This is a genomic window from Streptomyces sp. NPDC058240 (genome assembly GCF_042882135.1).
In the GTDB taxonomy this organism is placed as follows: domain Bacteria; phylum Actinomycetota; class Actinomycetes; order Streptomycetales; family Streptomycetaceae; genus Streptomyces.
Genome location: NZ_JBHVWT010000009.1, coordinates 55,018 through 79,219, shown reverse-complemented (window position 1 = coordinate 79,219; position 24,202 = coordinate 55,018). Strand labels below are relative to the sequence as shown.

Sequence of the window (24,202 nt, the reverse complement as noted above, 5' to 3'; positions counted from 1 at the left end):
GGAAGCGGATCAAACCACTCCCAGGTGGGAGCCGGTTTCGGACACCCGGCGCGGCTTCTCGCCTCCTCGGGTCAGCGCGACTTCGGCCGTACGGACCGTCGGGCAGGTCCGGCCCGTACGTCGTTCATCCGGCCGCGTACGCCGTCCGCCGGTACGGCTCCGCCGGGCCCGGCGGGTGCGGCGACCGATTCGCCCCGGCGCGGCCTGCACCGGCCGCCGATCAGGGCCTCCGTGCTGCCCGGCGAGCGGCATTCGCTGCATTCGAGGGTGCGCAACACCGTTTGCTGTTGTGCCGGAGTGACTCGTTCGGGTGGCATCTTGTCGGTGAGCCGCCTGCGGACGAGGGCCGCCGGGTGGTGGACGGGGGTGGGCAGCCCGTCGGCGAGGGCGCGCAGCAGCTCCGCCTCCGTGGCGCCGCGCTCGCTGCCGCGCCGCAGATGCCCGGCGTCCTGGAGTCGGTTGAGGGAGGTTCGCAGTGCGCACTGCCCGTACGGGAGGACCTTGGCCAGCTTCTTCACGGAGATGTCGGCGCCCTCGGGCAGCCGGTCGATGTACGCGGCGATGGATGCCTCGCGGGCCGGGAGGTGCGCGAAATCGCGTTCGGTACGCGGATGTTGATAAAAGAGCGCTCGGACTTCGTGGCTTGAACTCAGGGCGGAACATCCCTGGCGGGAGGGGGCGTGCGCAGTGATCCGAATGCGCCGCATGCACTCCGAATGAGCCGCTGCTGACGGGGTGGGTCGGTGGGGCGCGAGGCGGAAAACGGGAGAGAGGCAGCGGGCTCCTGTGATCTTGGGTGCCGGGTCGATCGGGCCCGAACCACCCCCCACTCAACTCGTACGAGGAGTCCCGTGCGTATCCGATCCATCCTGTCGCTGGCCGCGTCCGCCGTCGCGGTCCTGGCGCTCGCCACCCCCTCCCAGGCCGCCGACGACGGCGCCTACTTCATCCGTGACGCGCGCAGCGGTCAGTGTCTCGCGGGCGGCGAAGGTCCGCTCGGGGGCCATGTCGAGCCGTGCAACCCCGGCACCGTGTGGGAGATCCGCAACCAGGGCAACGGCCTGGCCCGGATCGTCGAGGCGCGTGGCGAAGGCCGTTGCCTCGCGCTCTCGCCGATCCGGATCTACCCGCCGGTGGTACGGGTGGACCGGTGCGGTAACCAGCCCGACGAGTGGTCGATCCAGGGCCCGGACGGCGGCGCGCCGGTGGCCATCGCCCTCGGCCGGGGCGAGCTCGGCTACCTGACCACGGAGGGTAACCGTGCGGTCCTTCTCCCCGACGGCGGCTCCCAGTGGGTCCTGCAGCGGCTCGGCTAGTCGCCCGCACATTCCGTGACCGGGCCCGGGGGTGCCTGGTCATTCCGATGACAGCCGGGCAAGGCCTCCGTCCATCCACGTCACCGCGGGCCAGGCCGGTGACGCGCCGGTCTTCGAGGCGGTCATGGCCGAAATTCGGACCGCCCGGCACGAGTAAATCTCCACGCGGTGGTATCTCCTGTCACACGGACAGGAGATACCACCGCGATCATGTGATCGGTGTCGCGGCCTATCTGGTGTCCGTTACCGACCGGGCCGTCGAACGCAGAGCTCAGGTCACCGCGCTCTCCCTGCTCGGCGCGCGCCCTCGGACGCTGCGTGCGGTGCAGTGTGCCCAGGTGGTGTTGCCGCTGGCGATGGGGCTGCTGCTTGCGCTGGTGACGGGGAAGCTCACCGAGTCCAGCTATCTGATCACCGGGGGCGGCGCGGTGTTCTGGGACGGAGAGGGCGTTCCGCTGTTGCTGTTCTCGGCGTTGGGCGTGGTGGTGGTCGCGGCGATCGGGGCATTGCCGTTGGTGGGGCGGCGGGTGAATCCCGAGCTGATCCGCCGGGACTGATCCGGCGGGACGGATCCGTGGTCCGTGGCCCGGTGTGCGGGGCAGGGTGGGAACTTCCTTTCCTTGTTCCGGCACACCGGGCGGGGCAGGGTGGGGCAGGTCAGTCGCGGCGGGGGCCGATGACGGTGGTTCCGTCGTGCACGGTGATCGCCAGGGCCGGGCAGATGTCGGCGGCGTCCAGGACCCGTTCGTCCGGCTCGATCCCGTCGGCCCGCGCGTGGGCGTGCTCACCGTCCAGGGCGAACACCTCGGGGACGGTCCCGGCGCACATGCCCGATCCCTGGCAGAGCTCGGGGTCGACGCGTACGTTCCAGGTCATGGCGGTCACCACTCCACCGGCATGACGCGCGGGCCGCGCACCAGCATCTCGGACTTCCAGGTCACGTCGCCGGCCAGACGCAGTTCCGGGAAGCGGGTGATGAGGGCGGACAGCGCCTCCTGGAGTTCCAGCCGGGCCAGCGGGGCGCCCAGGCAATGGTGGACCCCGTGGCCGAATCCGAGGTGCTGGTTGCCCTCGCGAGCGATGTCGAGCACGCCCGGGGCCGCGAACCGCAGCGCGTCGCGGTTGGCGGCGCCGACGGCGACCAGGACCGGGCTGCCCGCGCGGACGAGGGTTCCGCCGACCTCGATGTCCTCGGTGGCGTAACGGGGTTGACCGGCGCCGCTGCCCAGGGGCACGAAGCGGAGCAGCTCCTCCACCGCGTTCGGGACGAGCTCGGGCTCGGCCCTGAGCCTGGCCAGCTGGTCCGGGTGGTCGAGGAGGGTGAGGACGAAGTTGGGGATCTGGGACGCGGTGGTCTCGTGCCCCGCGATCAGGATGCCCACGCACAGATCGATGAGTTCGAGCTCCGAGAGCCGGTCGCCGCCGTCGCGGGCCTCGATGAGCGCCGTCATCAGGTCGTCCTGCGGCGACCGGCGGTGCTGGTCGATCAACCCGGCCATGTAGGCGCGCAGTTCCTCGCGGCTGGCGTCGAACTCCTCGGCGGTGAGCGAGCTGGTAGACAGCGCGTCGTCGCTCCATACACGGAAGCGCGGCCGGTCCGCGGTGGGTACGCCCAGCATGCGGCAGATCACGGCGACCGGCAGCGGCAGCGCGAACAGGTCGACCAGGTCGGCGGGTGGTCCGGCGGTTTCCAGCTCGTCGAGGAGACCGGCGGTCAGTTCCCGGACCTGGGGGCGCAGCTTCTCGACCTGGCGGACGGTGAACGCCTTGGCGACCAGGGAGCGCAGCCGGGTGTGGTCGGGCGGGTCCATGCCGAGGATGCCGCCGTTGCGCTGCCCCTCGGACTGACGGGGCTCGTCGTGCGAGGCGGCCGCGGCCCGGCTGAAGCGCTGGTCGCCGAGGACCAGCCGGGCGTCGGCGTAGCGGGTGACGAGCCAGGCCGGTTCGCCGTACGGCATCTGGACCTGTAAGAGGCCCGGCCGGTCACGGACGTGCTCGTAGGCTTCGGCGAGCTGGAGCCCGTCGGGGGTGTCGAAGGGGTAGGAGAGGGGTGCGACATCTGTTGTGGTCACTGCGGCCTCCCGGATGTAAGCAGCTGCTTACAACGGTAGGAGCGGCCCTCGCGGGCAGTCAACGACGCTTTACAGCCGTTATCCTGACGGGCCGTCCGAGAGGAATGCCACCATGGAACCCGGTTCCGTCCCGCCGTCCGAAGAGCGCCGCAGGGACGCCGCGGCCACCCGCCGCCGGTTGCTGGAGGCGGCCCGCGACCTGTTCGCGGAGCGGGGCTACGAGGGGGCGACGGTCCGGGGCATCGCGGCGCGCGCCGGGGTCAATCAGGCTCTGCTGTTCCGGTATTTCGGCTCGAAACGGGGTTTGCTGACGGAGGTCGTCGCGCTGGGCGGGCTGGAGCAGTTGCGGGCGACGCCGCCCGAGGAGCTTTTCGAGACCGCCCTGCGTTCGATGCTGACCCGTAGCGCGGAGGGGACGGAGGACCGTTCCCTGGAGGTCTATCTGCGGTCGGTCGGGCGGGGCGACGAGGCGGCCGGAACCTTGCGGGAGCTGGGCGAGGAGTACCAGAGAGCGCTCGCCGGGCTCTCCGGCGCCCCGGACGGTGCGCTGCGTGCGGATCTCGCCATGGCCTGGCTGCTGGGGATCGGCCTGATGCGGACGGTCGTCGCGCGGGAACCCCTGGCCGACGCCGAGCCGGACGAGGTCTGCCGCCTTGTGCTGGGCACGCTCAGCCATCTCTGGGCCGCCCCGCAGTAGGGGAGGGAGTCCGGGGGAGACGAGGTTTCGGTGCTACGGCGCCGTCCGCCCGGCCCGGGGCGTGAGCAGGTTGCGGTCGGCGAAGTCCAGGTAGCGGCCCCAGTCGTACGGGGTGATGTCATGGGCACCGGAACGCAGGTGGTAGCCGATGCGGCCTTCGGTCAGCGGGGTGGCCGGGGCCGGGAAGTCGGGTTCGGCGACACCCTCGGTGTGTGGCTCGGGCACGTGTGGCTGGGGCACGTGTGGCTCGGGCACGTGTGGACCGGATACGTGTGGACCAGGCACGTGTGGACCAGGCACGTGCGGACCAGGCACGTGCGGGCCAGGCACGTGCGGGCCGGACACCGCTTGCGGCTCGGAGCCGCTCAGCCCGGTCTCGCCCAGGAACCGGTACACCTGTCCGGTGTGACGGGCCGCGAGGAACTCGCCGCGCGGGTCGGCCCACAGGTCCTCCGTCGCGCCGGCCACGTACAGCGGGCGCGGCGCGATCAGGGCCAGCAGCATGTGCTGGTCGACCGGCAGTTCGGCCTCGGCACCGTTGTAACGCCGGTGGTTGACGCTGAACCAGTGCGGGAAACGGGTGTTGACGGCCGTGATCCGTTCACCGACCGTCCGTCTGGCCAGCGCGGCGCCGCCGCAACCGGAGTTGTTGCTGACGACCATTGCGAACCGGAGGTCCTGTGCCCCGGCCCACAGCGCGGCCTTGCCCAGCCGGGAATGACCGGTCACGGCCAACCTTGGTGTGGTCCGCCTCGGGACGCGTCTCCAAGTGGTCCAGGGCCCGGGAGAGGCCCCAGGCCCAGGCGCCCAGGGCGCCCCAGGTGTGGGACGCACCCCGTCCGTCGCCCTGCCCGCCGCCGTCCTCGGCCGGGAACAGCCGGTGGACGCCGTTGTCGAACCCGTCGTCGTGATCCGGGGCGAGGTCGCCGCAGTAGACGGTGGCCAGCCCGTACCTCTCGGCGAGCGAGATCGCGGGATCGGGGTCCACGGTGTGGTTGCCGTAAAAGTTCAGCCCGAGGAAGACAGGTACCGGGCCCGCACGGTGGTTGGGGACGTACAGCAACAGCGTCATCCGGTGCCGGTCGGCAGCCGTCCGGAATGCGCAGACGACCTCGCTGCGGGTGGCGGCGCCGTCCAGGGCCCGGACGGCGGTCGCCGTCTCGGTGTACTCGACGTCCGGGAGCAGGCTGGGCGTCCGTCCGTACATGTGCTCCGCGAAGAGTCCGAGGAGCTCCGGGCGTAGGGTGAGCCACCAGTCGGCCGTCCGGGCGACCGGGGCGCCGTTGCCCCGGACCAGAGGATCGGGCAACTCGTAGGACGGGACCAGGGATTAAGGGATTAGTCGACCATCGGCTGTTCCACACGCACTCCCGCGGTCGGGGCCGGCTGGATGGCGGCCAGGCTAGAGGCCGTACGGCGCACGTCCGGGCCCGGGGCCCGAGCGTCGGGCCCGGGACTTGAGCCCCGGGCCCGGCACAGCGGTTGTCGTGTCTCAGCGGTTGTTGTGTTCGAAGGCGGCGAAGGCCGTCTCCTGACGCCACTCGGTCGCTGCCTTCGGGTTGGCGGCGAGGTAGCGGGCGCAGCGCGTGCTCGGGTGCCCGGTGCCCGGACGGTTGCCCAGGCAGGCGGAGACCGGGCGGTAGCCGGACGGGGCGGAACCGGTGGCCCACAGGCTGCGGCCGTCGCGGAACGCGTACTCCAGCGAGGCGCGGGCCAGGTCCTTCAGCTCGACGTAGCTGAGGCCGTACGTCTTGGCCGCGTACTGGTACTCGTGGCTGATGTCGATACGGGAGACGCCCGGGTCGTCGGTGGCCAGCACGATCGGGACGCCGTAGCGGCGGTAGGCGTTGAACGGGTGGTCGTCGCCCGCGATGCCGAGGATCTGCTTGTTGCTGGAGAACGGCACCTCGACGGCCACCTTGCGCTGCGCCATCGTGCGGGCCAGCTGCCGCCAGTCGTCCTCGTGGACCAGGTCCACGCCGTGGCCGATGCGCTCGGCCCCGGCGACGAGTACGGCTTCGCGGATGTGGAAGGTCAGGTCCTCGGGCTTGACCAGGCCGGGGGCCAGCTCACCGGCGTGCAGGGTGAGGTGGGAGTCCGGGTACTGGCCGCGCAGGTACTTCAGCATCCGCATCTGGAGGCTGTAGTTGGCCAGCGCGCTCTCGCCGTCCTCGGGCTGTACGAGGTTGACCGCGACGAACCTCGGGTCGCGCTCGGCCAGTCGCATGCCGACCGCCATCTGCGTGAACACCCGCACCGGGGAGCTGCCCCGGGACACCTGGGAGATCCACCTGACGGGGAGCCTGCAGCCCGGGGCGGGGCGGGCGGTGTCGCAGTGTGCTGCCGCCCGGAACTGCACGTCGGTGTCGTCGGCCTCCTGGACCGCCTCGTCCACCACCCGGTCGAGCTGACCGCCCGCCACGAGCTTGCGGTGGAGGGCGGCCAGGTCGGCGTCGTAGCCCACCTTGTCGGCGAGCTTCTTGCTGCTGTCCGACGCGGGGGTGACCAGGGTCTCCAGGTAGAACTGGTTCTGCTCGACCACGGTGTTGGCCACATTGGCGAGCATCTTGCCGCGGGTGTACGCGGTGGCCAGCCCGAACTTGCCGAACGTGTCGAAGAAGTGGTCGTGCCCGGACTGGTCGGCCGGGAAGTCCTGCATGGACCAGGCCCGGACGATCCGCTGCCGGAACGCGGCGTCGTGCTGCGCGTCGATCGCGGGCCTCGTGCCCGGCCCGCACGGCGGCGCCACGGCCGTGTCCGTCGCGTCGATGCACAGCCCGTTCTCGCCCGCGAGCTTGATCAGGTATTCGGTGGTGACCGCCCCCGACAGGTGGTTGTGGAGGTCGCCCCCCTTGGGCAGCGCCTTGAAGAAGGCCTTCAGCTTCTCCGGCCTGCCCTGCAACGAGGCGAGGTGCGCGGCGGTCCTGGCCTCGGCAGGGGTGACGGGACGGGGCAGTGCATGAGCGGCGGGCCGGGGTGTCGGCTCCTTCGCGGGGGCGGCGGCGGCCGGAATCGCCGGAAGCAGAGTCAGTACGGCGAGCGCGCCGAACCCGGCCGTGCGCAGCGACTTGGGACGGTGTGCCGTCCGAAATGTTGAGATCACCGCCGAATGATCGCGTTCGAAGAGGCCATTCCTCACCCAAACCGCATGTATGGCCTGAAACCTCCACTCAATCGAGCGATTCCCGCCCTTCTTTTCCCCGTTCCCCGGGGTGTGCGTCAAACGCCCTGTCCGGTGGGGTAGTTGGAGCGGCCGTATTCCACGAGGGGAAAGTACTTTCCTTCCTGGAAAGTAGATGTCAGGATGAGGGGGTAGATCGTTCAGGCAGTGATGAGCAGGTCCGGGAGAGCACGATGGCACCGCAGGAGAACACCCCCGCCCGTCCGGGCGGAATAGACGTGTCCGCCGACCTCGCGGCCGAAGCTCTGCAGGGCATCGACACGGCCAGGGAGCGGGCCCGTCTCACGGCCGGGCTGACTCCCGCCTGGTACGGCCCCGCGGCGGCCGTGGCCCTGATCGTTCCCGCCCTCGTCGACGCCTGGGCCCAGGGGTGGGGCGGCTGGGCGGTGCTCCTGTCCCTGCTGATCGCCTTTGCGGGCCTGGGTGTGGTGCTGGTGCTCGTCAACGTCGCCAGGCGCAGGTCGGGAGTGATGGTGACGCTGCCCTGGTCCGCACGCCTGCGCCGGGCCGGGGCTCCCCTCCTGATCCTTCTCGTCGCGGGGGGCGCGACGTACGGACTGTGCCGGCAGTTCGGGGCCGACAACGCGGTCGGCAAGATCGCGATGTTCGCCGTCCTGGGGCTCGGCGCCTGGGTGGTGTTCGTCGCGCGGAACGCGACGATCAAGCAGAAGCTCCAGGCGGCGAGATGACTGCCGCCTCCGCGCAGGGCGAGCCCACGATCGACGCGGCGATCAACCACCCCACCCGGCTGGCGGTCGTCGCCTTCCTTTCGGCCTGCGACGAGGCCGAGTTCGCCACGGTGCGCAGTAGTTGCCAGGTGTCCGACTCGATGCTCAGCAAGATCGCCTCTGCCCTGGAGGGGATCGGATACCTCGCCATCCGCAAGGGTTACGTCGGCAAGCGCCCCCGAACCTGGCTCTCGCTCACCCCTGCCGGGCGGCAAGCCCTGGCCCTGCATGTCGCGGCGCTCCAGGGCATCGCTGCCACGGCCTGGAAAGCGGGCGCGGACGCGGCGGCTAGGCGTTCTTGAGGTCCGCGACGAACGACGTCCAGGCGGTAGCCCGGAACACGAGCGTCGGGCCCTCGGCCACCTTGGAGTCCCGCACGGCGGCGATGCCGGGGTGGCCGTCGCCGACTTCGAGGCAGTCTCCGCCGCTGCCGTCGCTGTACGTGGACTTCCGCCAGGTCGCGACTTCGAGGCAGTTGCCGCCCTCGCCGCCACTGTAGGAGGACTTGTACCAAGTCGTGGTGGGCAATTCGTAGTCAGAGCTGTTGAGCTTCATGGACGTAGCCCTCCGCCATCGACTCGACAAGGGCCAGGGACGCTTCCGTACTCCCTGATCGCCTTCGCGACCCCCTCCGCGTCGGCCGCTTCCGCGAAGTGGTCCGGGTACTTCGACTTCTTCAGGGCGGCGCAGTTGCGGACGAAGAACCCGTCCGCCCCCCAGGATCTCGTCCAGCTTCTGGGCCTGGTCCAGCTGCATCCGGCGCGTACCGGACTCCAGTTGTCCGATAAAGGAACCGCTCACGAACAGCGGGAGCCCCAACTCCTCCTGGGAGAGGCCCGCGCACTCCCTCCGGTGGCGGAGTTCGGCGCCGAGCAGGGCACGTGGCGAGGAGGAGGGGTCGAGCTTCTTGGGACCCGGCATGACAACTCCCTGTGACACATGTGCGGTTGTTGGTTCTGCGCCTCTTCCAGGTTAGCGGCGCGTTGGACACGCTGGGTATGCATTGTCATTACTCAGCGTGGAAAGGGATGGGCCATGACGATCAAGGAGCGGCGCAGGATGACGGAGGGCAGAGTGCGGGCAGCGGAGGATGCGGTGGCGCGACTGAAGGACGGTTTCTCGGGGGTCGGGATCACGTTGCCGTCGTTGCGGATCGACCCGGTGTCGTGTGCGGGGAGCGACCCGGTGTCGCCGCTGGTCGACCTCGGCCGGTGCAACCTCGACACGGCGCTGCGGCTGAGCGTGGTGCTGGAGGCGCAGGGGCAGGCCGGTCATGACGGGTGAGGGCCTTGAGCCGTGCGCGCCCGAGCCGGGGTCGTTCGCGGTGGACACCCGGGACGGCCGGGTGGGGCGCGTGATGGGGAACGTCGGACCGTACGTACAACTGCGGGCGCCGGGCGGTGGGCCGGAGTGGGAATGTCCGCCGGAGTCGGTGCGCCCGGCTCCACTGGGGGAGGTGCTGCGGGCCCGGGTCCGGGAGGTCAACAGGGAGGGGAGGCTGCCTTGAGGGCGTCCGGGCGCCGGGTGTGACTCGGCGGCGGATGCACGGAAGGGCGACGCCCCGGGAGGGTGCCGCCCTTCGAGCGGGCTGGTGAGGCCCGTTCCGCCTTGGTTACGGAGCAGGGACTTCGCGTACGAGAGTCGAAGTCCAGGGGCAGAAGATGAGGCCGGGCAGGAAGGGGCCGCCGGCCTCGTCGAGGTGGTCCTCGACGTACGGCAGCGTCGCGTCGCAGACCTCGAAGGCCACGTTGAAGAAGTCGACCGACTCCGGGTTGTAGTTGAAGCTCCAGCCCGGGTTGTACGGGGCCGGGCGCTTCGTGATCCTGCCGATGAGGTGGGGCTCGTCATCGGTGGCGCCGCTCACCAGGTCCCTGGCGTGCTGGATCTGGCGCTCGTTCACCAGCTTGACGATGAACCTGCTCCGGGTGATGTCGGTCATCTCGAAGTACGCGGGCGCGACGGCGGCGGTGCGCTGGGCGCCCTCGCCGTGCTGGGTGGCCTGGGCCTGCGGCGCTGCGGTGAAGGCGAGCACCGCGACGGCGGCGAGGCTCCCGATCTTGGTGAACATGTGTCGCACGAGGTTCTCCAACGGTGCGTGGCAAACCATGATGATCATGGGCGCTCGTGACGCAATGTAATGTAGTGAATGCGCAAAGTCGCGATCGGCGCTCCCGGGGCCGGTGGAGGAGCGCAGTCAGGAAAAGTTCAGGGAGCCCCTGCCAGCGTGCCGTTCCATGACAACCGACATGACGGACACCTACGCGCCCGGCGGGCCCACGCGGGCGCGGCAGATGCTGAACAAGGTCCCGGAAGTGACCCTCTACTTCTGGGTGATCAAGGTGCTGTGCACCACCGTGGGCGAGACCGCGGCCGATCTGCTCAATGACAATCTCGGCATGGGGCTGACCAACACCTCGTACCTGATGAGTGCGCTGCTGGTCGTCACCCTGGTCTTCCAGTTCCGGGCGCGTTCCTACGTACCGGGGCTGTACTGGCTGTCCGTGGTCCTGATCAGCGTGGTCGGCACGCTGATCAGCGACAACCTGACCGACAACCTCGGCGTCCCGCTCCAGACCACGACCGTGGTGTTCGCGGTGGCGCTCGCCGTCACGTTCTTCGCCTGGTACGCGAGCGAGCGGACGCTGTCGATCCACTCGATCCGGACGACGCGGCGCGAGGCCTTCTACTGGCTGGCGATCCTGTTCACGTTCGCCCTGGGCACGTCCGCCGGCGACCTGACGGCGGAGAAGCTGAACCTGGGGTACTGGCTCTCCGCGATCGTGTTCGCGGCGCTGATCGCGGCCGTCGCCCTCGCTCACCGCACGCTCGACTTCAACGCGGTGTGGTCGTTCTGGATCGCGTACGTCCTGACCCGGCCGCTCGGGGCCTCGCTGGGGGACTACCTGTCGCAGCCCACCGCGGACGGTGGTCTCGGACTGGGCACGGTCGGCACCAGCATCCTGTTCCTCGTCGTCATCCTCGGCCTCGTCGTCTTTCTGACCCGGACCCGGCGCGATGTGGCGGAGGACGACCCACTGGAGGCGGCCGGCGCGCGGTAGGTCAGCCCGTGGGAAGGGTGACCACGAAGCGTGCGCCGGGGGCGGTGGCGTCCAGCGTGATGTCGCCGCCCGCGGCCCTGGCCAGTCGGCGGGCCAGGGCCAGACCGAGTCCCGCGCCGCCGTGTCCGTCCTCGGGGTGGGCACGGCGGCCGGGTTCGAAGAGCGAGGCGACGAAGTCCGGCGGGACGCCGGGGCCGTCGTCGGACACGTACAGCGTGATCTCCCCCGCGCCCGGTGCGCACGTGAGGGTGACCGACCGGGTCGCGTAGCGGCGGGCGTTGTCCAGGAGCGGGGTGAGGATGCGTTCGGCGACGTCCTCCGAGACGCCGATGGTCACGTCCTGCGTGCCGTCCGCCGTGACGGTCAGGGGTGGGGCGTCGGGGAATTGGGCCGCGTAGCGCTGTGCCAGGCGGTGCGCGATGTCGGGGAAGCGGGAGCGGCCGGGGGTGTGCGTGTTGCGGGTACGGACCTCCGAGAGCAGCGAGTCGCAGATCTGCTGCATGGTCGCTGCGGCGCCCGCTATGGCCGCCAGGGAGGTCTCCTGCTGTTCGGCGGTGCGCGGCCGTCCGGTGAGCCACTCGGTTTCGGCGGTGATCCTGGCGAGCGGGGTGCGCAGTTCGTGGGACAGCTCGGCGGCCTGCTGCTGCTCGTGGCGCAGGACCGCGGCCAGCCGGTCCAGCAGTGCGTCCAGGCTGGTGGCGAACGTGGCGAGTTCGGCGGGCCTGCCCTCGGCGCCGAACCGTTCCGGGGCGCCCGCGGCGCTCCACCGGGTGGCCTGCTCGCTCATCGCGGTCACGGGGCGCAGGGCCCGCCGTACGACGAGGCGGGTCAGGAGATAGATGGTGGCGAGCAGGAGCACGGCCAGGGCGATCGAACCGATCAGGGCGGTGTCCGCCGTGCTGCGGTAGGGGTCGAGGCTCACGGAGCTGACGACGGTACCGGCCCGGACGGGCGGGTGTCCCTCCCGGGCGGGGGTGTCGACGGGGAAGGCATACAGCCGCCACGAGCCGGGGCCCCTGGTGTCGGCGAAGGTCTCGCGCCGGCCGGCGAGCCGGGCCGCCCGCGCCTCCAGGCCGGCGGGTGCGGTGGGGGGTTTCTCGATGACCGTGCCGCCCTGGAAGATCCAGACTCCGGCGTCCAGGGCCCGGTCCTCGGCCGGTTCCCGGACGACGAGCCGGCCGTCCGGGCGTATGTCCACGGTCGCCGCCACGGCCTCGGCGCGGGTGCGCAGGACGTCGTCGGCCTGGCCGTGCAGCCGCTTGTCGAGGGCGAGGTTGAAGACGGTGGTCAGGACGCCGATCCACAGCGCGCCGGTGGCGAGGGCCATCAGGGCGAGGCGGCCACGGAGGGTCCGGGGGGTGAGGTGGCGGTTCATGGGGACCTCAGCCGAAGCGGTAGCCGACGCCCCGGACCGTGCCGATGCCCCGGGGACTGTCCGACTCGCGGAGCTTGCGGCGCAGGCGGGCCAGGTACTGGTCCAGGGTGTTGTCGCTGACCTGCGCCCCTTCCGGCCATCCCGCCCGCAGCAGCGTCCGGCGACGCACCACGGAGCCGGGGTCCGCCATCAGGCACGCCAGCAGGCGGAACTCGGTCGGGGTCAGGGCCACGGGGCGGCCGTGCACCGTCAGCTCGTGCCGTATCGGGTCCAGCCGCATCGCGCCCGCACTGTCGGCGAGGGTGCTGCCGCGGTGCCCGGCGCGGTTCAGGACCGCGCGGACGCGGGCCGCGAGCTCGCTGAGGTGGAACGGCTTGACCAGGTAGTCGTCGCCGCCGGAGGCGAAGCCGGAGAGCCGGTCGGTGAGATTGCCGTGGGCCGTCAGGAAGATCACCGGAACGGTGAACCCTGCACCGCGCATCGCCTGGCACACATCCCGCCCGTCCGAGTCCGGCAGCCCCACATCGAGCACGACCGCGTGCACCGACGCGTCGACCGCCTTCAGGGCGGTGGCGCCGTCGGCGGCGGTCACGACGTCGAAGTCCTCGTCGCGCAGGCCACGGGCCAGGACGTCGCGCAGGCCGTGGTCGTCCTCGACGACAAGAATGCGTGCTGCGGTCACCGGGCCAGTATTACGCGGCCGGTCACTGCATGCGTCACACGATCGTGGGACGCCGAGGGAAACGGCGAAACTGCCGCGGAACCGTCGATCTACGCTCCTTCGACAGGCCACAGGAGAAGGGACCCGTGATGACTGCCGCGATGGTCGAGAACGACCAGACATCCGGGGGCCGCCCGTGGGACTACCTGCTGCGGACATGGCGTGAACTGGACGTGCCCGAGGGGTGGTGCGCCGAGATCGATGAAGAGCGGATCGTCTTGGTACCTCCGCCTCATGCGCATCACAACGGCATCGCCGCCAAGGTGCAGCGCAGGCTTTACAGAGATCTGCCCGAAGAGCTGGAGATCTACCAGACCCTCGGCATCCACGTAGCCGCGCTCGGCAAGCTCTACGTGCCTGATCTGGTAGTCATGCCGTCGGAGCTCATCGACGCCGCCGACCCGGAGGTCAACGACCCGATGGACGCGGCGGAAGCGCTGCTCATCGTCGAAGTCACCTCGAAGGGCAACGCCCGGGACGACCGGACGAAGAAGTACCGCGCCTACGCCCGCGCGGGCGTGCCGATGTATCTGCTGATCGACCGGTTCGACACACGTGGGGCGATGGCCACCCTGTTCACGGAGCCCAACGAGGACGGGACGTACAAGCACTCCGATCCGGTGCCGTTCGGGAAGTCGCTGGTCCTGCCGGAGCCGTTCGGTACGACGCTCCTCATGGATGACTTCCCGGTCTGAGCGGACATGGACGAGGGCGGCACTCGGTGTCGGGTGCCGCCCTCGTCCATCTCCGTGTGCCTGGGGTCAGACCCCGGCCGGTTCCTTCGTCGGACTGTCGGGGCCGGTCGTCGTCGGGGACGTCGGGCCGCCCGTTGCCGCGACTGTGGATTCGGCCGGTTCCTGCGAGACGTTGAACTCCGCCAGCAGGTCCTTGCTGAAGCCGAAGAAGTACGTCGCGAGGAACCCGGCGAAGTAGCCGACCAGCAGGCCGCCCGCGTAGATCGCGGCCGTGGTGCCCAGGCCGTGGTTGCCGTCGAGGAGGGGGAACAGGGCCCAGCCGGACGGACCGATGGCCGTGGAGCCGACCTTGTCGCCGAGCTGGTTGAACAGGCCGATGAAGCCGCCGCCGAACGCACCGCCCACGCACGCCGTGATGAACGGGCGGCCGAGCGGGAGGCTGACGCCGTAGATCAGGGGCTCGCCGACGCCCAGCAGACCGGCCGGGAGGGCCGACTTGATGGTGCGGCGGATCGACTCGTTGCGCGGGAGACGGAAGTAGACCGCGGCGGCCGCGCCGACCTGGCCGGCGCCCGCCATCGCGAGGATCGGGAGCAGCACGGTGTAGCCCTGCTGCTCGATCAGGGTGGTGTGGATCGGGATGAGTGCCTGGTGCAGGCCGAGCATCACCAGGGGCAGGAAGAGGCCGCCGAGCACGAAGCCCGCGCCCGCGCCGCCGTTGGAGAGCAGCCAGTCGGCGAACGTACCGATGGCGGTGGAGATCTCACCGGCCACGTACATCAGGCCGAAGATCGTCACCAGGCCGGAGACCAGGACCGTGAGGGTCGGGGTGACCAGTACGTCCAGTGCCTCGGGCACCCAGCGCCGGCACCACTTCTCCACGTACACCGCGAGCACCGCCGCGCCGAGCGCGCCCAGCACACCGCCCTGTCCGGGGGAGAGCTTCTGGCCGAACGCCTCGATGTTCGCGACGCCCGGGAAGACGATGATCGCGGCGACCGCACCGCCCAGGATCGGCGTACCGCCGAATTCCTTCGCCGTGTTGTAGCCGACGAACACGGCGATCAGCGCCATGAAGCCGGACGCCATCGCGGCCAGGGCGGGGGTGACCGAGGTCAGCCAGCCCAGGTTCACCAGCAGGCCGTTGAGGCCGGCGATGATGCCGCAGCCGATGAGCGCCGGGATCAGCGGGACGAAGATGTTCGCGATCCTGCGCAGGAACAGCTTGAACGGGGTGGCGTTCTTCGTCTTCCGCGCCGCCTTCATCGCGGCGCCCTGAGTGGCGAGCTCGTCCGCGGAGGCGGAGGCCGGGGCGGGAGGTGTGGCTTCGCCCGGTGCGGGGTCCGCCGTCCTGCCCTCCTCGACCAGCTGCTCGAACTCCGGCGTGACCCGGGCGACGGTGCCGGGGCCGAGGACGATCTGGTACGTGTCGTCCTCGACCACACCCATGACGGCGGGGACCGCCTTCAGGGCCTCGTCGTCGACGAGCGAACGGTCGTGCAGGCCCAGCCGGAGCCGGGTCATGCAGTGGGCGATGGAGCTGACGTTCGCGGCGCCACCGACGAGCGGAAGGATCGCGGCGGCGGTGGCGCGGTTCTTGTCTTCTGTTGCCATGGTGCGTGGGGCCTTGCTGTGCGGGGGTGCGGGGGGTGGGGCCGGTGTTGTCAGGTGGTGCGGGGATGGAACCGGTGTTGTCAGGCGGTGCGGGGGGCGGCGGCGAGGGCGGCGCGGAGATGGCCGTCGGACGCGGCGAGCAGGGTGGCGGCGGTGGGGCCGTCGACCTGGCCGAGGATGGTGAGGATGGCGTTCTTCACCTCGCCGTCGGTCGCGGCGAGGGCGGCCTCGATCTCCTCGTCGGACGCCCCGGTGGCGAGCGAGACGATCCGGCGGGAGCGGGCGCGCAGCTTCTCGTTGGAGGCGCGGACATCGACCATCAGATTCCCGTACGTCTTGCCGAGCCGGATCATCGTGATCGTCGAGAGCATGTTGAGGACGAGCTTCTGGGCCGTGCCCGCCTTGAGCCGGGTGGAGCCGGTGAGCAGCTCCGGGCCGACGACGACCTCGATGCCGTGCTCCGCCGCGGCGCCCAGCGCGGAGTCCGCGTTGCAGGACAGCCCGATGGTCAGCGCGCCCTTCCTGCGGGCGTGCTCGACGGCGCCGATCGCGTACGGCGTGCGGCCGGAGGCGGAGATGCCGACCACGGTGTCGTCGGCGGTGAGGTCCAGGGAGTCGAGGTCCGCGGCGGCCAGCTCCTTGCTGTCCTCGGCGCCTTCGACGGCCTTGACCATGGCGGACGGGCCGCCCGCGATCAGGCCGATGACCTCGGAGGGGTCGGTGTTGAAGGTGGGCGGGCACTCGCTGGCGTCGAGTACGCCGAGCCGGCCGGCGGTGCCCGCGCCCGCGTAGATCAGCCGGCCGCCGCGGGCCATGCGTTCCGCGGTGGCGTCGATGGCGGCGGCTATCTCGGGCAGCCGGGCGCCGACGGCGGCCGGGACGGACTGGTCCTCGCCGTTCATGATGCGGGCGATCTCAAGCGTGCCGAGCCGGTCGATCTCGGCGAGCTCGGGACGGAACGCCTCGGTGGTGAGTGTCGCGAGCTGGGCGCGCAGCTCGCCGTATCCGTCGGCGGGGGTGGGGTCGGCGTCGGTGGTGGAGGTCATGGAGGGCGGCTCTGCTTTCTCGGTCTCGTACGGTTCAGCGGGTGCGGGTGCGGGTGCGGGTTCTCTGGTCCGGCGGGGCGGGCCGGTCAGCGTGGGCGTGGGGTGTGGCGGTGGGCCAGCGCCTCGTAGGAGGCGGCGAGGGCCGGTGCGGCCGTCTCGTACGTGCGCTGTGCGACGCCTATGAACAGGCAGTCGACGACGAGCAGTTGGCTCGTACGGCTCGACATGGCGGCGGGCCGCAGCTCGCTCTCCCGGGCGGTGGACGTGGTCAGTACGTGGTCGGCGTACTGCGTGACGGGGCCGTCGGGGCGGCCGGTGATCGCGATCGTCGTCGCGCCGCGGTCGAAGGCGACCCGTAGCGGCTCGATGACGTCGACCGTGGAGCCGGAGTGCGTGATCGCGATGGCCACATCGCCGGAGCGGAGCTGCACGGCGTTGGTCACCGCGAGGTGCGGGTCCGTGTGGGAGTGCGCGATCAGGCCGATCCGGGCCAGCTTCTGCGCGAGGTCCTGGCCGACGAGGGAGGAGGCGCCCACGCCGTAGATGTCGATCCGCCGGGCGGTGGCGGCGGCGGCCACAGCGGCACCGAGCTGGACGGTGTCGAGCCCCGCTGCCGTGTCGGCGAGGGTCTGCTGCTCGTCGTAGGCCAGCTTGGCGACCACGTCGGCGATCGGGTCGTCGACCGCTATGTCGGCGGTGACGGAGGGAGCCCGGCCGGACTGCTGGTGCGCGGCGAGCCCGGCGAGGGCCAGACGCAGATCGCGGTAGCCGGGGTAGCCGAGGAGGCGGGCCGTGCGGACCACGGTCGCCTCGCTGGTGCCGGTGAGCTCGGCGAGACCGGTGACCGTGAGGGCTGCGCAGCCGGCCGGGTCACCGGCGACGGCCTCGGCGACGCGCTGCATGGAACGGGTCATGGACGGCGCGAGTGTGCGCACCTTGGCCGCGAGGGCCGCCGGGGCGGGCGGGGAGTCAGCGCTGAAACTTTCCTTCAGGTCACGGGTCACCTTTGAAAGATATTTTCAACCGGGTTGCCCGTCAACCCCCCCTTTGGTCCCTGCCTCTTCGGTCGCTGCCGCCGACAGCGCGGAAACGGAAGCGGCGGGCGCGCGAGGCGGGTTCGCGGGCGGGGTGACAATGGGCCCATGGAGATGAACCCCCTGGAACAGGCGTTGCACACGGCCCGCGCGCTGGTCATGGCCGATCTTGCCGCGGGTGACGTCGCCGAGGCCGGGATCGTCTCGCTGGTCGAGGACGCGGTGACGCACCGCCGCTGGTGGGTCGAGCAGTGGCCCGACGGCGCGGCGTTCGTGGTCGGGCTCGTCGCCCAGGACGTACAGGACGCCCTGCTCGAACGGTACGGGCGATGGCCGCTCTGCCCGGTCTGCGACGCGGGCGACCCGCACGCCCTGGACGTCGAACCCGAACTGGGCCCGGACCCGCACTGGGTGTGCACCAAGGCCGCGGTGGCCGTGGCACCGGTCGGTTCGCTGAGCGGGATACTGCGGCGGTGACCGTCTACATCGACCTGCCGACGTGGCCGGGACACGGGCGGCTCTGGTCGCACCTGGTCAGCGATGTGTCCTTCGAGGAACTGCACGCCTTCGCGGCGTCCATCGGCTGCCCGCCGCGCGCCTTCGAGCGGGATCACTACGACGTACCGGAAACACGGTACGAGGACGCGGTGCGGGCCGGGGCCCGGCAGATCGGCTCGAAGGAGCTCGTCCGCCGGATCACGGAGGCGGGGCTGCGGCGGCCCAAGGGCCGGCCCGCACCGGGCTGATCCGCGCTCAGGCGGTCGGCGAGGGCGCGCACGCCTCCGCCGCGTCCCGCGACGCGGCGGCAGGGGCGCCCGTCACCAGCCGGGACGACGAGCCGCGGCTGCGCTGGAGCCGCAGCGAGAACACCACGGCCACCAGCGCCAGCACCGTCATCGCCGCCCCGGCCCACGCGGTCGCCGCGAAACCGAAGTCGGCGTCGATCACCGTGCCGCCCAGCCAGGGGCCGCCCGTGTTGCCGAGGTTGAACGCGGCCGTCGTCGTCGCGCCGGCCAGCGTCGGGGCGGCGCCCGCGACGTTGAACATCCGGGCGTTCAGCGCCGGGGCCGTGTAGAACGCCGACAGGCCCAGCAGGAACGAGAGCCCGATCGCCGCGACCTGGTTCGACGCGAACAGGGCCAGCGCGACCAGGAAGACCGTCGAGGCCGCGATACCGCTCATCAGCACCCCGAAGAGATGCGCGTCCGCGACCCGGCCGCCGATCGTCGTACCGACCAGCGCACCGATCCCGAAGAGCGCGAGCACCGTCGGCACCCAGCCCGAGTCCAGCCCGGCGACATCCGTCAGCAGCGGGGCCAGATAGCTGAACGCGCAGAAGACACCGCCCGCGGCGAGCGCCGTGATCACGATCGACAGCCACACCTGCCGGTCCCGGTAGATGCTCATCTCCTGCTTGAGCCGCGGCTTCTGCTCCGGCAGCGGAATGCGCGGAATCAGCGTCGACACCCCGACCAGTGCCACGGCGGACGCCGCGCCCACGGCCCAGAACGCCGACCGCCAGCCGAGGTTCTCACCGAGGAACGCGCCCAGGGGCACGCCCAGCACATTGGCGATCGACAGACCGCCGATCATCACGGCCATCGCACGGGCCCGCGAGTTCACCGGCACCATCGCGATGGCCACCGCCGCCCCCACCGCCCAGAACCCGGCACAGGCGAACGCGCTCACCACCCGGGACGCGAAGAGCACCTCGTACGTCGGGGCCAGCGCGCCCGCGACCTGGCCGAGGCCGAAGACGGAGATCAGGGCGATCAGCGTGGTGCGGCGCGGCAGCCGGAGCGTGGCCACGGCGAGCAGCGGGGCGCCGATCACCATGCCGATCGCGAAGGCGGATATGAGGAGTCCGGCACGGGGGATCGACACGTTCATGTCGTCGGCGATGGGCGGCAACAGCCCGGAGAGCATGAATTCGCTGGTCCCCAGGGCGAAGACCGAGAGGCCCAGGATGTATACGGCCAGGGGCATGCGAGAGCGGTTAGCGGCAGAGTCGGGCATGACAGCTGCCAACAGCGATCACGGCCCCGGCATTCCCCACCCGCTGCCGCGGGTCAGTGGCTGAGCAGCTGCAATTCGGTCAGCAGGTTCTGCCGCGCCCGCGGCGCCCAGTGCTCCGCCCCGTACGGCGTACGGAACAGCCGAGGCAGCCCGAGCAGCTGGCTCAGCACCGTCGCCCGCCCCTCCCGGAACGCATCGTCGGGCACGAAGCCGTACTCCTCGCGCACCTGCGCCGCGTACGCCGCGTACTCCCTCGGGGCCGCCGCGAGAATGGCCAGATCCGCGTCGCAGAGCACCTCGCCGTCGTTGTCGCCGTCCGCCGGGTCGTGGGTGATGGTGAGCCGCACCAGACGGGCCACCTCGGCCGTGACACCGTCCGGCACGCCGGCCTCCGGGAGGGCGCGCTCGGCGAGGGCCGCGCTGCGCTCCTCGTTCTCGGACCGGTCGGGCCGGTACACCGCGTCGTGGAACCAGGCGGCGAGGCGTACCGCGTCCGGGTCGGCCGCGTACCCGGCGAGCGTGTCGATGTGATCGAGCACCGCGACCAGGTGCGCGGTGGTGTGGTACCGCCGCTGCGGCTCGGCCCAGCGCGCCAGCAGGTTGGCGGCGTACGGCGCCGGATCGGGCCCGGGAGCCCCGCCCCGGGCGCGGATGAGCGCTTCCTGCCAGCGCTCGCGGAGGGAGTCATCGGCGCCGTCGGCGCCGTGGGCACCGCCCGCACGCGAACTGTCGCTCATGCGATGACCCTATAGCCCAAGGCCGTGAAGTTACGGCCTTGCCCTATAGCCCGGGACCGGCCGGCTTCCGGCAACTCCGGGCGCCTCCCGTCCGACACCGTTCCGGTGGGGTGGGGGTGATGGTGAACGTGACACATCGGGCGTGAGTGTCACGTTCTCGCGACGGGGGGTACCTCCACGGCCGGACCGGTCAGTGGCCGGGCGGGGTGTCCAGGGCCAGTGCGGCGAAGGTGGCCAGCCAGTGGTCCGTGTTGAAGTCGCCGGAGGAGACGGCGGGCAGGCCGACGGCGAGATGGGCCTCGGCGGACGCGGTCAGGGCGGTGCGGGCGGGGCCCTCGTCCAGTGCGTCGGCGATCGTGCGCAGGGCCGCCGCCCGGCTCAGGGTGAGGCCCAGGAGGTGGCCGATCTGCGGGTCCGAGGGGTCGGAGATCACGGGCGGGGTGAGCAGCGGAGAGTCCGTCAGGCCGGGCAGGAACGTGGCCAGCCAGGTCCGGAACTGCTGGACCGGCAGCACTCGGCGCATCGCGTCCGCCTCGGTCAGGGCGGGGGAGAGGAAGTCCTGGCCGGAGGGTTCCCAGTGGGTGGGGGCGTCGTGGTCCGGCGCGAACCAGGTACGCAGCCGCTCCGCCACCGCGTCGAGGACCGGGCGGGGCAGCCCGGCGCGCTCACCCGCGTCCAGGATCAGCCCCAGACCGAACGCGCTGTTGGGATGGATCCCGTGCCTGATCGGGTACGTGGCCCGGGGCAGCCAGTCGGTTAGGAGGTCGCCGACCGTCGTCACGGCGGGGGCGAGGGCGTCGGCCCAGCGGTCGCCCTCGGGGGTGGCGAGCGCGCGGCACTCCGCCGCCAGTGCCACCAGCCACGCCCAGCCGTAGGGGCGCTCGAAGTGCGGACGGCCGCGGAGGTAGGCCGCCTCCACGGCGAGGTTCTCCGGGGTGAGATGGGAGTTCAGCACCTCGTGGACGCGGGTGGTGACGGCGGCCGGAAGGTCGCCGGTGGCGGCGAAGCGGCGCAGCAGCCGGACGAGCAGCCAGTGCATGTGCACGGTGGAGTGCCAGTCGTACGCCCCGTAGAAGGCGGGGTGCAGGGTGCGGGGCGCGACCAGTTCCGCGGGGCCCGTGTACAGGTGGGCCGGTGCGTTGGGGTATTCGCGTACGACGTTGGCGAGGGCCAGCTCCGCGAAGGGGACGGCGTACGGGGCGGGGAGCGTGGGGGACATCGGGGTCACTCCAGGGGGTGGGCGAGCGGCTCGGGTCAAGGGGCGGCTCGGGCCAGAGGGAGGGGCAGGGACGGGCCAGGGGGAGGAGGGTCAGAAGGCGAAGAGGGCCATGATGGCGACGTTGCAGACCAGCAGGGCCGCCGCCGTGGGGAGCTGGGCCTTGATCGGTCCGTACTGGTCCTTGAGTTCCAGAAGGGCGGCGGGCACCAGATTGAAGTTGGCGGCCATCGGCGTGACGAGCGTGCCGCAGAAGCCGCAGAGCATCCCGATCGCGAGGATCGCGGGCGCGTTGCCGTTCATCTGCTCGATGAGGACGGGCCAGCCGATCGCGGCGGTCATCACCGGGAAGGCGGCGAAGGCGTTGCCCATGACGATGGTGAACAGCGCCATGCCGCAGCAGTAGACCGCCACGGCCACGAACTTCTGGCCGTCGGGCAGCACCGCCTCGCTGATCCTGCGGACCTGCTCACCGACGCCCGCCGACTGGAATATCGAGCCGAGGACGGCCAGCAGCTGCGGCAGGATCAGCGCCCAGCCCATCGATTCGAGCATGTTGCGGCCGGAGTGCAGCGGTACGGAGAGCTTCCGCTCGCGCAGCACCACCATGCCGACGACGAGTGCGGCGATGGCGCCGATGCCGAGGCCGAGGATGGTCTCGTACCCCGGTTCCAGGACCGGTTCGCCGCCGATCTTCCAGTTCTTCACGAGCGTGGCGCAGATCATCGCGACCACGGGGATGGTGAGGGCCGGAAGGAACAGCTTGTTGCCGAAGCGGGCGGCCGAGGCGGCGCGCTGCTCACGGGACGGGGTGTGCGGCTCGCCCTTGCCGGTGAGACCGCAGCCGCCCAGGACGATCAGCGCCAGGACGGCGACGCCCAGCGGTTCGGCGGGCAGGGACTTGTCGACGACCCCGGTGGAGTAGAAGAACGAGGCGCCCAGCAGACCCCAGAAGCCGGCCGAGCCGAGGCGCTTGGGGTTGGTGCGGTCCCTGAGCATCTGCGCGGCCATGACGAGGAACACCGCGCCGACCAGCCAGAAGAAGTGCTCGGACTTGATCACTTGGCGTCCTCCGTCCGGAGCCCGGCGTGTGCCGACAGGTCGTTCTCGGCGGCGGCGACGGCGAGTTCGCGCTCCAGCTGCCGGTCCAGGTTGAGCAGGCGGGCCCCGTGGATGAGGAAGGCGCAGATCGCGGAGGGGATCGCCCACAGGGCCAGATGCAGGGGTTCGAGGTGCTGGTCGTACGTGGAGTTCACGAAGCCGGTGATCAGCAGGATCGAGCCGATGGCGATGAAGCAGTCCTCGCCGAAGAAGACCCCGATGGTGTCCGCACCGGAGGCGTGCGAGCGGACCTTCTCGCGCAGCTTCTGCGGCAGCGGTCCACCCGCCTTGGCCTCGGCGGCGGCCTCGGCCATCGGGGCGATCAGTGGACGCACGCTCTGCGCGGGGCCGCCGATGCTGGTGAGACCGACGGACGCGGTGAGCTGGCGGATCAGCAGATACAGGGCCAGGAAGCGGCCGGTGGTCAGCCTGCCCAGTTTGCCGATGAGCGTACGGGCCTGCTCCTGGAGCCCGTAGCGCTCAAGCAGCCCGATGACGGGCAGCGTGATGACGAAGACGGTCACGGACCGCGCGGAGGCGAAGCTGTTGCCGAACGTGGCCAGCACCTCCTGCGGGGAGAGCTTGCCGAGCAGCCCGGTGACGATGCCTGCGACACCCACCACGAGGAGGGGATTGCGGCGGGTGGCGAATCCGAGGATCACCACGAGCACGCCGAGGAGAACGATCACGCGTCGGCCTTCTTCCGCGCATGGACGTGCAGGCACAGACCTGCGAGGTCCTGATCGGACGGGGTGTTTCGCGAGACATTAAGCGATTGTTCAACAAACCCACAAGAGTGCGTGGTGTGATGCCGCCGGCTATCGGGCGGTGAGACGTTCCGCGTACGCCTCCGCCAGCTGGCGCCGCGAATCCTCCAGGTAGAAGGCCAGCATCCGCTCCGCGCCCGCCGCGTCGCCCTGCGCCAGCAGGTCCGTGATCTCCCTGTTCCGGGTGAGGTAGGGCTCGTGGAAGCGGCGCGGGTCGGCCATCACATGGAAGGCCAGCCGCAGTTCGGCGAGGACGTTGCGCATCAGCTCGTCGGTGCGGGGGCTGTTCGCGAGGCCGGTCAGGGCCTGGTGGAAGCGGATGTTGGCGGTCGAGCAGACCGGCCAGTCGTCCGCCAGCGCCGCCCGCTCGCCCGTCGACACGGCGGCCTCGACGGCCGTCAGGTCGTACGGCGGTTCGCCCAGCGTGCGCAGGGCCGCGCACTCGACGAGCAGCCGGACCCGGTAGATGTCCACCAGGTCGTCGACGGCGAGGACGCGGACGAAGACGCCCTTGTTGAGCCGGTGTTCCAGGAGGCGTTCGTGCGACAGCAGGCGGAAGGCCTCGCGCAGGGTGTTCCTGGACACGGCGAGGGCGCCGCTGATGCTCTCCTCGGAGAGCCGGCTGCCCGGCGGGAAGTAGCCTTCGGTGATCCGGTCGCGCAGGATGGCGGCGACCCGCTCGGCGGTGCCGGAACGGGCCAGGGAGGCGCTGTCCGCCGCCAGTTCGGAGAGGTCCGGAGAAGTCCGGCCGCCCGCAGTCCCCGCCATGCCCCGTCCCCTGCCTGTTCGCGCCGGTGCCTGTTGCGCCGCGCCTGTTCGTGCTGCTG

The 24,202-nt window shown here is 71.1% G+C and carries 29 protein-coding genes and 3 pseudogenes; 12 read left to right on the top strand and 20 right to left on the bottom strand.

Going from position 1 to position 24,202, the window contains the following annotated elements; all coding sequences use genetic code 11:
• Positions 1 to 71 precede the first annotated feature (71 nt).
• Positions 72 to 707 carry a hypothetical protein gene (locus tag ACFVX4_RS17815; protein ID WP_389977801.1) on the bottom strand — a complete coding sequence of 212 codons (636 nt, stop codon included), beginning with the start codon at positions 705 to 707 and terminating at the stop codon, positions 72 to 74.
• 144 nt (positions 708 to 851) lie between these two features.
• Here ACFVX4_RS17815 and ACFVX4_RS17810 point away from each other — a divergent pair, with 144 nt between their 5' ends.
• From ACFVX4_RS17810 to ACFVX4_RS17800, 3 genes and pseudogenes are all read left to right on the top strand, one after another.
• Complete coding sequence (locus ACFVX4_RS17810) at positions 852 to 1,316, top strand: hypothetical protein (protein ID WP_389977799.1); 465 nt, start codon at positions 852 to 854, stop codon at positions 1,314 to 1,316.
• A gap of 49 nt (positions 1,317 to 1,365) precedes the next feature.
• Positions 1,366 to 1,464, top strand: a pseudogene (locus ACFVX4_RS17805) (IS5/IS1182 family transposase); the annotation flags it as partial.
• Positions 1,465 to 1,528: 64 nt separating this feature from the next.
• Positions 1,529 to 1,873 (top strand): annotated as a pseudogene (locus ACFVX4_RS17800) (ABC transporter permease); the annotation flags it as partial.
• A 100-nt stretch (positions 1,874 to 1,973) separates the two neighbouring features.
• Here the strand turns inward: ACFVX4_RS17800 and ACFVX4_RS17795 are convergent.
• Together ACFVX4_RS17795 and ACFVX4_RS17790 are read right to left on the bottom strand one after the other, a co-directional pair.
• The gene (locus ACFVX4_RS17795; RefSeq protein WP_389977796.1) at positions 1,974 to 2,192 is read right to left on the bottom strand and encodes a ferredoxin; all 219 of its coding nucleotides are present in this window, start codon (positions 2,190 to 2,192) and stop codon (positions 1,974 to 1,976) included.
• A 5-nt stretch (positions 2,193 to 2,197) separates the two neighbouring features.
• Positions 2,198 to 3,388, bottom strand: a complete 1,191-nt coding sequence (locus tag ACFVX4_RS17790) for a cytochrome P450 (RefSeq protein ID WP_389977793.1) — start codon at positions 3,386 to 3,388, stop codon at positions 2,198 to 2,200.
• A gap of 112 nt (positions 3,389 to 3,500) precedes the next feature.
• Between ACFVX4_RS17790 and ACFVX4_RS17785 the strand changes: the two genes are divergently transcribed.
• Positions 3,501 to 4,085, top strand: a complete 585-nt coding sequence (locus ACFVX4_RS17785) for a TetR family transcriptional regulator (RefSeq protein WP_389977790.1) — start codon at positions 3,501 to 3,503, stop codon at positions 4,083 to 4,085.
• A 33-nt stretch (positions 4,086 to 4,118) separates the two neighbouring features.
• Here ACFVX4_RS17785 and ACFVX4_RS17780 read toward each other — a convergent pair whose 3' ends face one another.
• From ACFVX4_RS17780 to ACFVX4_RS17770, 3 genes are all read right to left on the bottom strand, one after another.
• A complete protein-coding gene (locus ACFVX4_RS17780) occupies positions 4,119 to 4,781 on the bottom strand; it encodes a hypothetical protein (RefSeq protein ID WP_389978146.1) in 663 nt (220 codons plus the stop codon).
• Positions 4,687 to 5,394, bottom strand: a complete 708-nt coding sequence (locus ACFVX4_RS17775) for a hypothetical protein (RefSeq protein ID WP_389977787.1) — start codon at positions 5,392 to 5,394, stop codon at positions 4,687 to 4,689. Before ACFVX4_RS17775 ends, ACFVX4_RS17780 begins: the two co-directional genes overlap by 95 nt.
• A 183-nt stretch (positions 5,395 to 5,577) precedes the next feature.
• Complete coding sequence (locus tag ACFVX4_RS17770; RefSeq protein WP_389977784.1) at positions 5,578 to 7,188, bottom strand: adenosine deaminase; 1,611 nt, start codon at positions 7,186 to 7,188, stop codon at positions 5,578 to 5,580.
• Between the two features lie 251 nt (positions 7,189 to 7,439).
• Here ACFVX4_RS17770 and ACFVX4_RS17765 point away from each other — a divergent pair, with 251 nt between their 5' ends.
• On the top strand, positions 7,440 to 7,955 hold the full coding sequence (locus ACFVX4_RS17765) for a hypothetical protein (RefSeq protein ID WP_389977781.1): 516 nt from the start codon (positions 7,440 to 7,442) through the stop codon (positions 7,953 to 7,955).
• Entirely contained in the window at positions 7,952 to 8,296 is a 345-nt protein-coding gene (locus tag ACFVX4_RS17760; protein ID WP_389977778.1) for a winged helix-turn-helix domain-containing protein, read from the top strand. The genes ACFVX4_RS17765 and ACFVX4_RS17760 overlap by 4 nt, the downstream gene beginning before the upstream one ends.
• Here the strand turns inward: ACFVX4_RS17760 and ACFVX4_RS17755 are convergent.
• Entirely contained in the window at positions 8,283 to 8,549 is a 267-nt protein-coding gene (locus tag ACFVX4_RS17755) for a DUF397 domain-containing protein (protein ID WP_389977775.1), read from the bottom strand. The genes ACFVX4_RS17760 and ACFVX4_RS17755 overlap by 14 nt on opposite strands.
• Before the next feature lie 32 nt (positions 8,550 to 8,581).
• Positions 8,582 to 8,915 (bottom strand): annotated as a pseudogene (locus ACFVX4_RS17750) (multiprotein-bridging factor 1 family protein); the annotation flags it as partial.
• Positions 8,916 to 9,029: 114 nt separating this feature from the next.
• Between ACFVX4_RS17750 and ACFVX4_RS17745 the strand changes: the two are divergent.
• Positions 9,030 to 9,278 carry a hypothetical protein gene (locus tag ACFVX4_RS17745; RefSeq protein WP_389977772.1) on the top strand — a complete coding sequence of 83 codons (249 nt, stop codon included), beginning with the start codon at positions 9,030 to 9,032 and terminating at the stop codon, positions 9,276 to 9,278.
• Positions 9,268 to 9,501 carry a hypothetical protein gene (locus ACFVX4_RS17740; RefSeq protein ID WP_389977769.1) on the top strand — a complete coding sequence of 78 codons (234 nt, stop codon included), beginning with the start codon at positions 9,268 to 9,270 and terminating at the stop codon, positions 9,499 to 9,501. Before ACFVX4_RS17745 ends, ACFVX4_RS17740 begins: the two co-directional genes overlap by 11 nt.
• A 105-nt stretch (positions 9,502 to 9,606) precedes the next feature.
• Here the strand turns inward: ACFVX4_RS17740 and ACFVX4_RS17735 are convergent, their stop codons facing one another.
• Entirely contained in the window at positions 9,607 to 10,062 is a 456-nt protein-coding gene (locus tag ACFVX4_RS17735; protein WP_389977767.1) for a calmodulin-binding protein, read from the bottom strand.
• A gap of 166 nt (positions 10,063 to 10,228) precedes the next feature.
• Here ACFVX4_RS17735 and ACFVX4_RS17730 point away from each other — a divergent pair, with 166 nt between their 5' ends.
• Positions 10,229 to 11,053 (top strand): hypothetical protein, encoded by an 825-nt coding sequence (locus ACFVX4_RS17730; RefSeq protein WP_389977763.1) that lies wholly within the window; start codon positions 10,229 to 10,231, stop codon positions 11,051 to 11,053.
• Position 11,054: 1 nt separating this feature from the next.
• Here the strand turns inward: ACFVX4_RS17730 and ACFVX4_RS17725 are convergent, their stop codons facing one another.
• Positions 11,055 to 12,428, bottom strand: coding sequence for an ATP-binding protein (locus ACFVX4_RS17725; RefSeq protein WP_389977760.1), 1,374 nt, complete (start codon positions 12,426 to 12,428; stop codon positions 11,055 to 11,057).
• Positions 12,429 to 12,435: 7 nt separating this feature from the next.
• Complete coding sequence (locus tag ACFVX4_RS17720; RefSeq protein WP_389977757.1) at positions 12,436 to 13,110, bottom strand: response regulator transcription factor; 675 nt, start codon at positions 13,108 to 13,110, stop codon at positions 12,436 to 12,438.
• A 128-nt stretch (positions 13,111 to 13,238) separates the two neighbouring features.
• On the opposite strand from ACFVX4_RS17720, the gene ACFVX4_RS17715 reads away from it, so the two are divergent.
• Positions 13,239 to 13,844 (top strand): Uma2 family endonuclease, encoded by a 606-nt coding sequence (locus tag ACFVX4_RS17715; RefSeq protein WP_389977754.1) that lies wholly within the window; start codon positions 13,239 to 13,241, stop codon positions 13,842 to 13,844.
• Between the two features lie 66 nt (positions 13,845 to 13,910).
• Here ACFVX4_RS17715 and ACFVX4_RS17710 read toward each other — a convergent pair whose 3' ends face one another.
• The 3 genes from ACFVX4_RS17710 to ACFVX4_RS17700 form a co-directional block, all read right to left on the bottom strand.
• Complete coding sequence (locus ACFVX4_RS17710; RefSeq protein ID WP_389977751.1) at positions 13,911 to 15,458, bottom strand: PTS transporter subunit EIIC; 1,548 nt, start codon at positions 15,456 to 15,458, stop codon at positions 13,911 to 13,913.
• Between the two features lie 80 nt (positions 15,459 to 15,538).
• Positions 15,539 to 16,504, bottom strand: a complete 966-nt coding sequence (gene murQ, locus ACFVX4_RS17705) for an N-acetylmuramic acid 6-phosphate etherase (protein ID WP_389977748.1) — start codon at positions 16,502 to 16,504, stop codon at positions 15,539 to 15,541.
• An 86-nt stretch (positions 16,505 to 16,590) separates the two neighbouring features.
• Positions 16,591 to 17,508: a MurR/RpiR family transcriptional regulator gene (locus tag ACFVX4_RS17700; RefSeq protein WP_266416029.1), complete on the bottom strand. Its 918-nt coding sequence runs from the start codon at positions 17,506 to 17,508 to the stop codon at positions 16,591 to 16,593.
• Positions 17,509 to 17,646: 138 nt separating this feature from the next.
• Between ACFVX4_RS17700 and ACFVX4_RS17695 the strand changes: the two genes are divergently transcribed.
• Together ACFVX4_RS17695 and ACFVX4_RS17690 are read left to right on the top strand one after the other, a co-directional pair.
• A complete protein-coding gene (locus ACFVX4_RS17695) occupies positions 17,647 to 18,015 on the top strand; it encodes a hypothetical protein (RefSeq protein WP_072487914.1) in 369 nt (122 codons plus the stop codon).
• On the top strand, positions 18,012 to 18,284 hold the full coding sequence (locus ACFVX4_RS17690; protein ID WP_389977744.1) for a DUF4031 domain-containing protein: 273 nt from the start codon (positions 18,012 to 18,014) through the stop codon (positions 18,282 to 18,284). Before ACFVX4_RS17695 ends, ACFVX4_RS17690 begins: the two co-directional genes overlap by 4 nt.
• Positions 18,285 to 18,291: 7 nt before the next feature.
• Here the strand turns inward: ACFVX4_RS17690 and ACFVX4_RS17685 are convergent, their stop codons facing one another.
• The 6 genes from ACFVX4_RS17685 to ACFVX4_RS17660 all read right to left on the bottom strand — a co-directional run bounded on the left by ACFVX4_RS17685 (position 18,292) and on the right by ACFVX4_RS17660 (position 24,143).
• Positions 18,292 to 19,524 (bottom strand): Cmx/CmrA family chloramphenicol efflux MFS transporter, encoded by a 1,233-nt coding sequence (locus tag ACFVX4_RS17685; protein WP_389977742.1) that lies wholly within the window; start codon positions 19,522 to 19,524, stop codon positions 18,292 to 18,294.
• Positions 19,525 to 19,607: 83 nt separating this feature from the next.
• Positions 19,608 to 20,291 carry a hypothetical protein gene (locus tag ACFVX4_RS17680; RefSeq protein ID WP_389977739.1) on the bottom strand — a complete coding sequence of 228 codons (684 nt, stop codon included), beginning with the start codon at positions 20,289 to 20,291 and terminating at the stop codon, positions 19,608 to 19,610.
• A gap of 190 nt (positions 20,292 to 20,481) precedes the next feature.
• The gene (locus ACFVX4_RS17675) at positions 20,482 to 21,510 is read right to left on the bottom strand and encodes a DUF2891 domain-containing protein (RefSeq protein WP_389977736.1); all 1,029 of its coding nucleotides are present in this window, start codon (positions 21,508 to 21,510) and stop codon (positions 20,482 to 20,484) included.
• 90 nt (positions 21,511 to 21,600) lie between these two features.
• Positions 21,601 to 22,569 (bottom strand): DUF979 domain-containing protein, encoded by a 969-nt coding sequence (locus tag ACFVX4_RS17670; RefSeq protein ID WP_389977733.1) that lies wholly within the window; start codon positions 22,567 to 22,569, stop codon positions 21,601 to 21,603.
• A complete protein-coding gene (locus ACFVX4_RS17665; protein ID WP_389977730.1) occupies positions 22,566 to 23,297 on the bottom strand; it encodes a DUF969 domain-containing protein in 732 nt (243 codons plus the stop codon). Before ACFVX4_RS17665 ends, ACFVX4_RS17670 begins: the two co-directional genes overlap by 4 nt.
• 129 nt (positions 23,298 to 23,426) lie before the next feature.
• A complete protein-coding gene (locus ACFVX4_RS17660) occupies positions 23,427 to 24,143 on the bottom strand; it encodes a GntR family transcriptional regulator (RefSeq protein ID WP_389977727.1) in 717 nt (238 codons plus the stop codon).
• Positions 24,144 to 24,202: the final 59 nt, after the last annotated feature.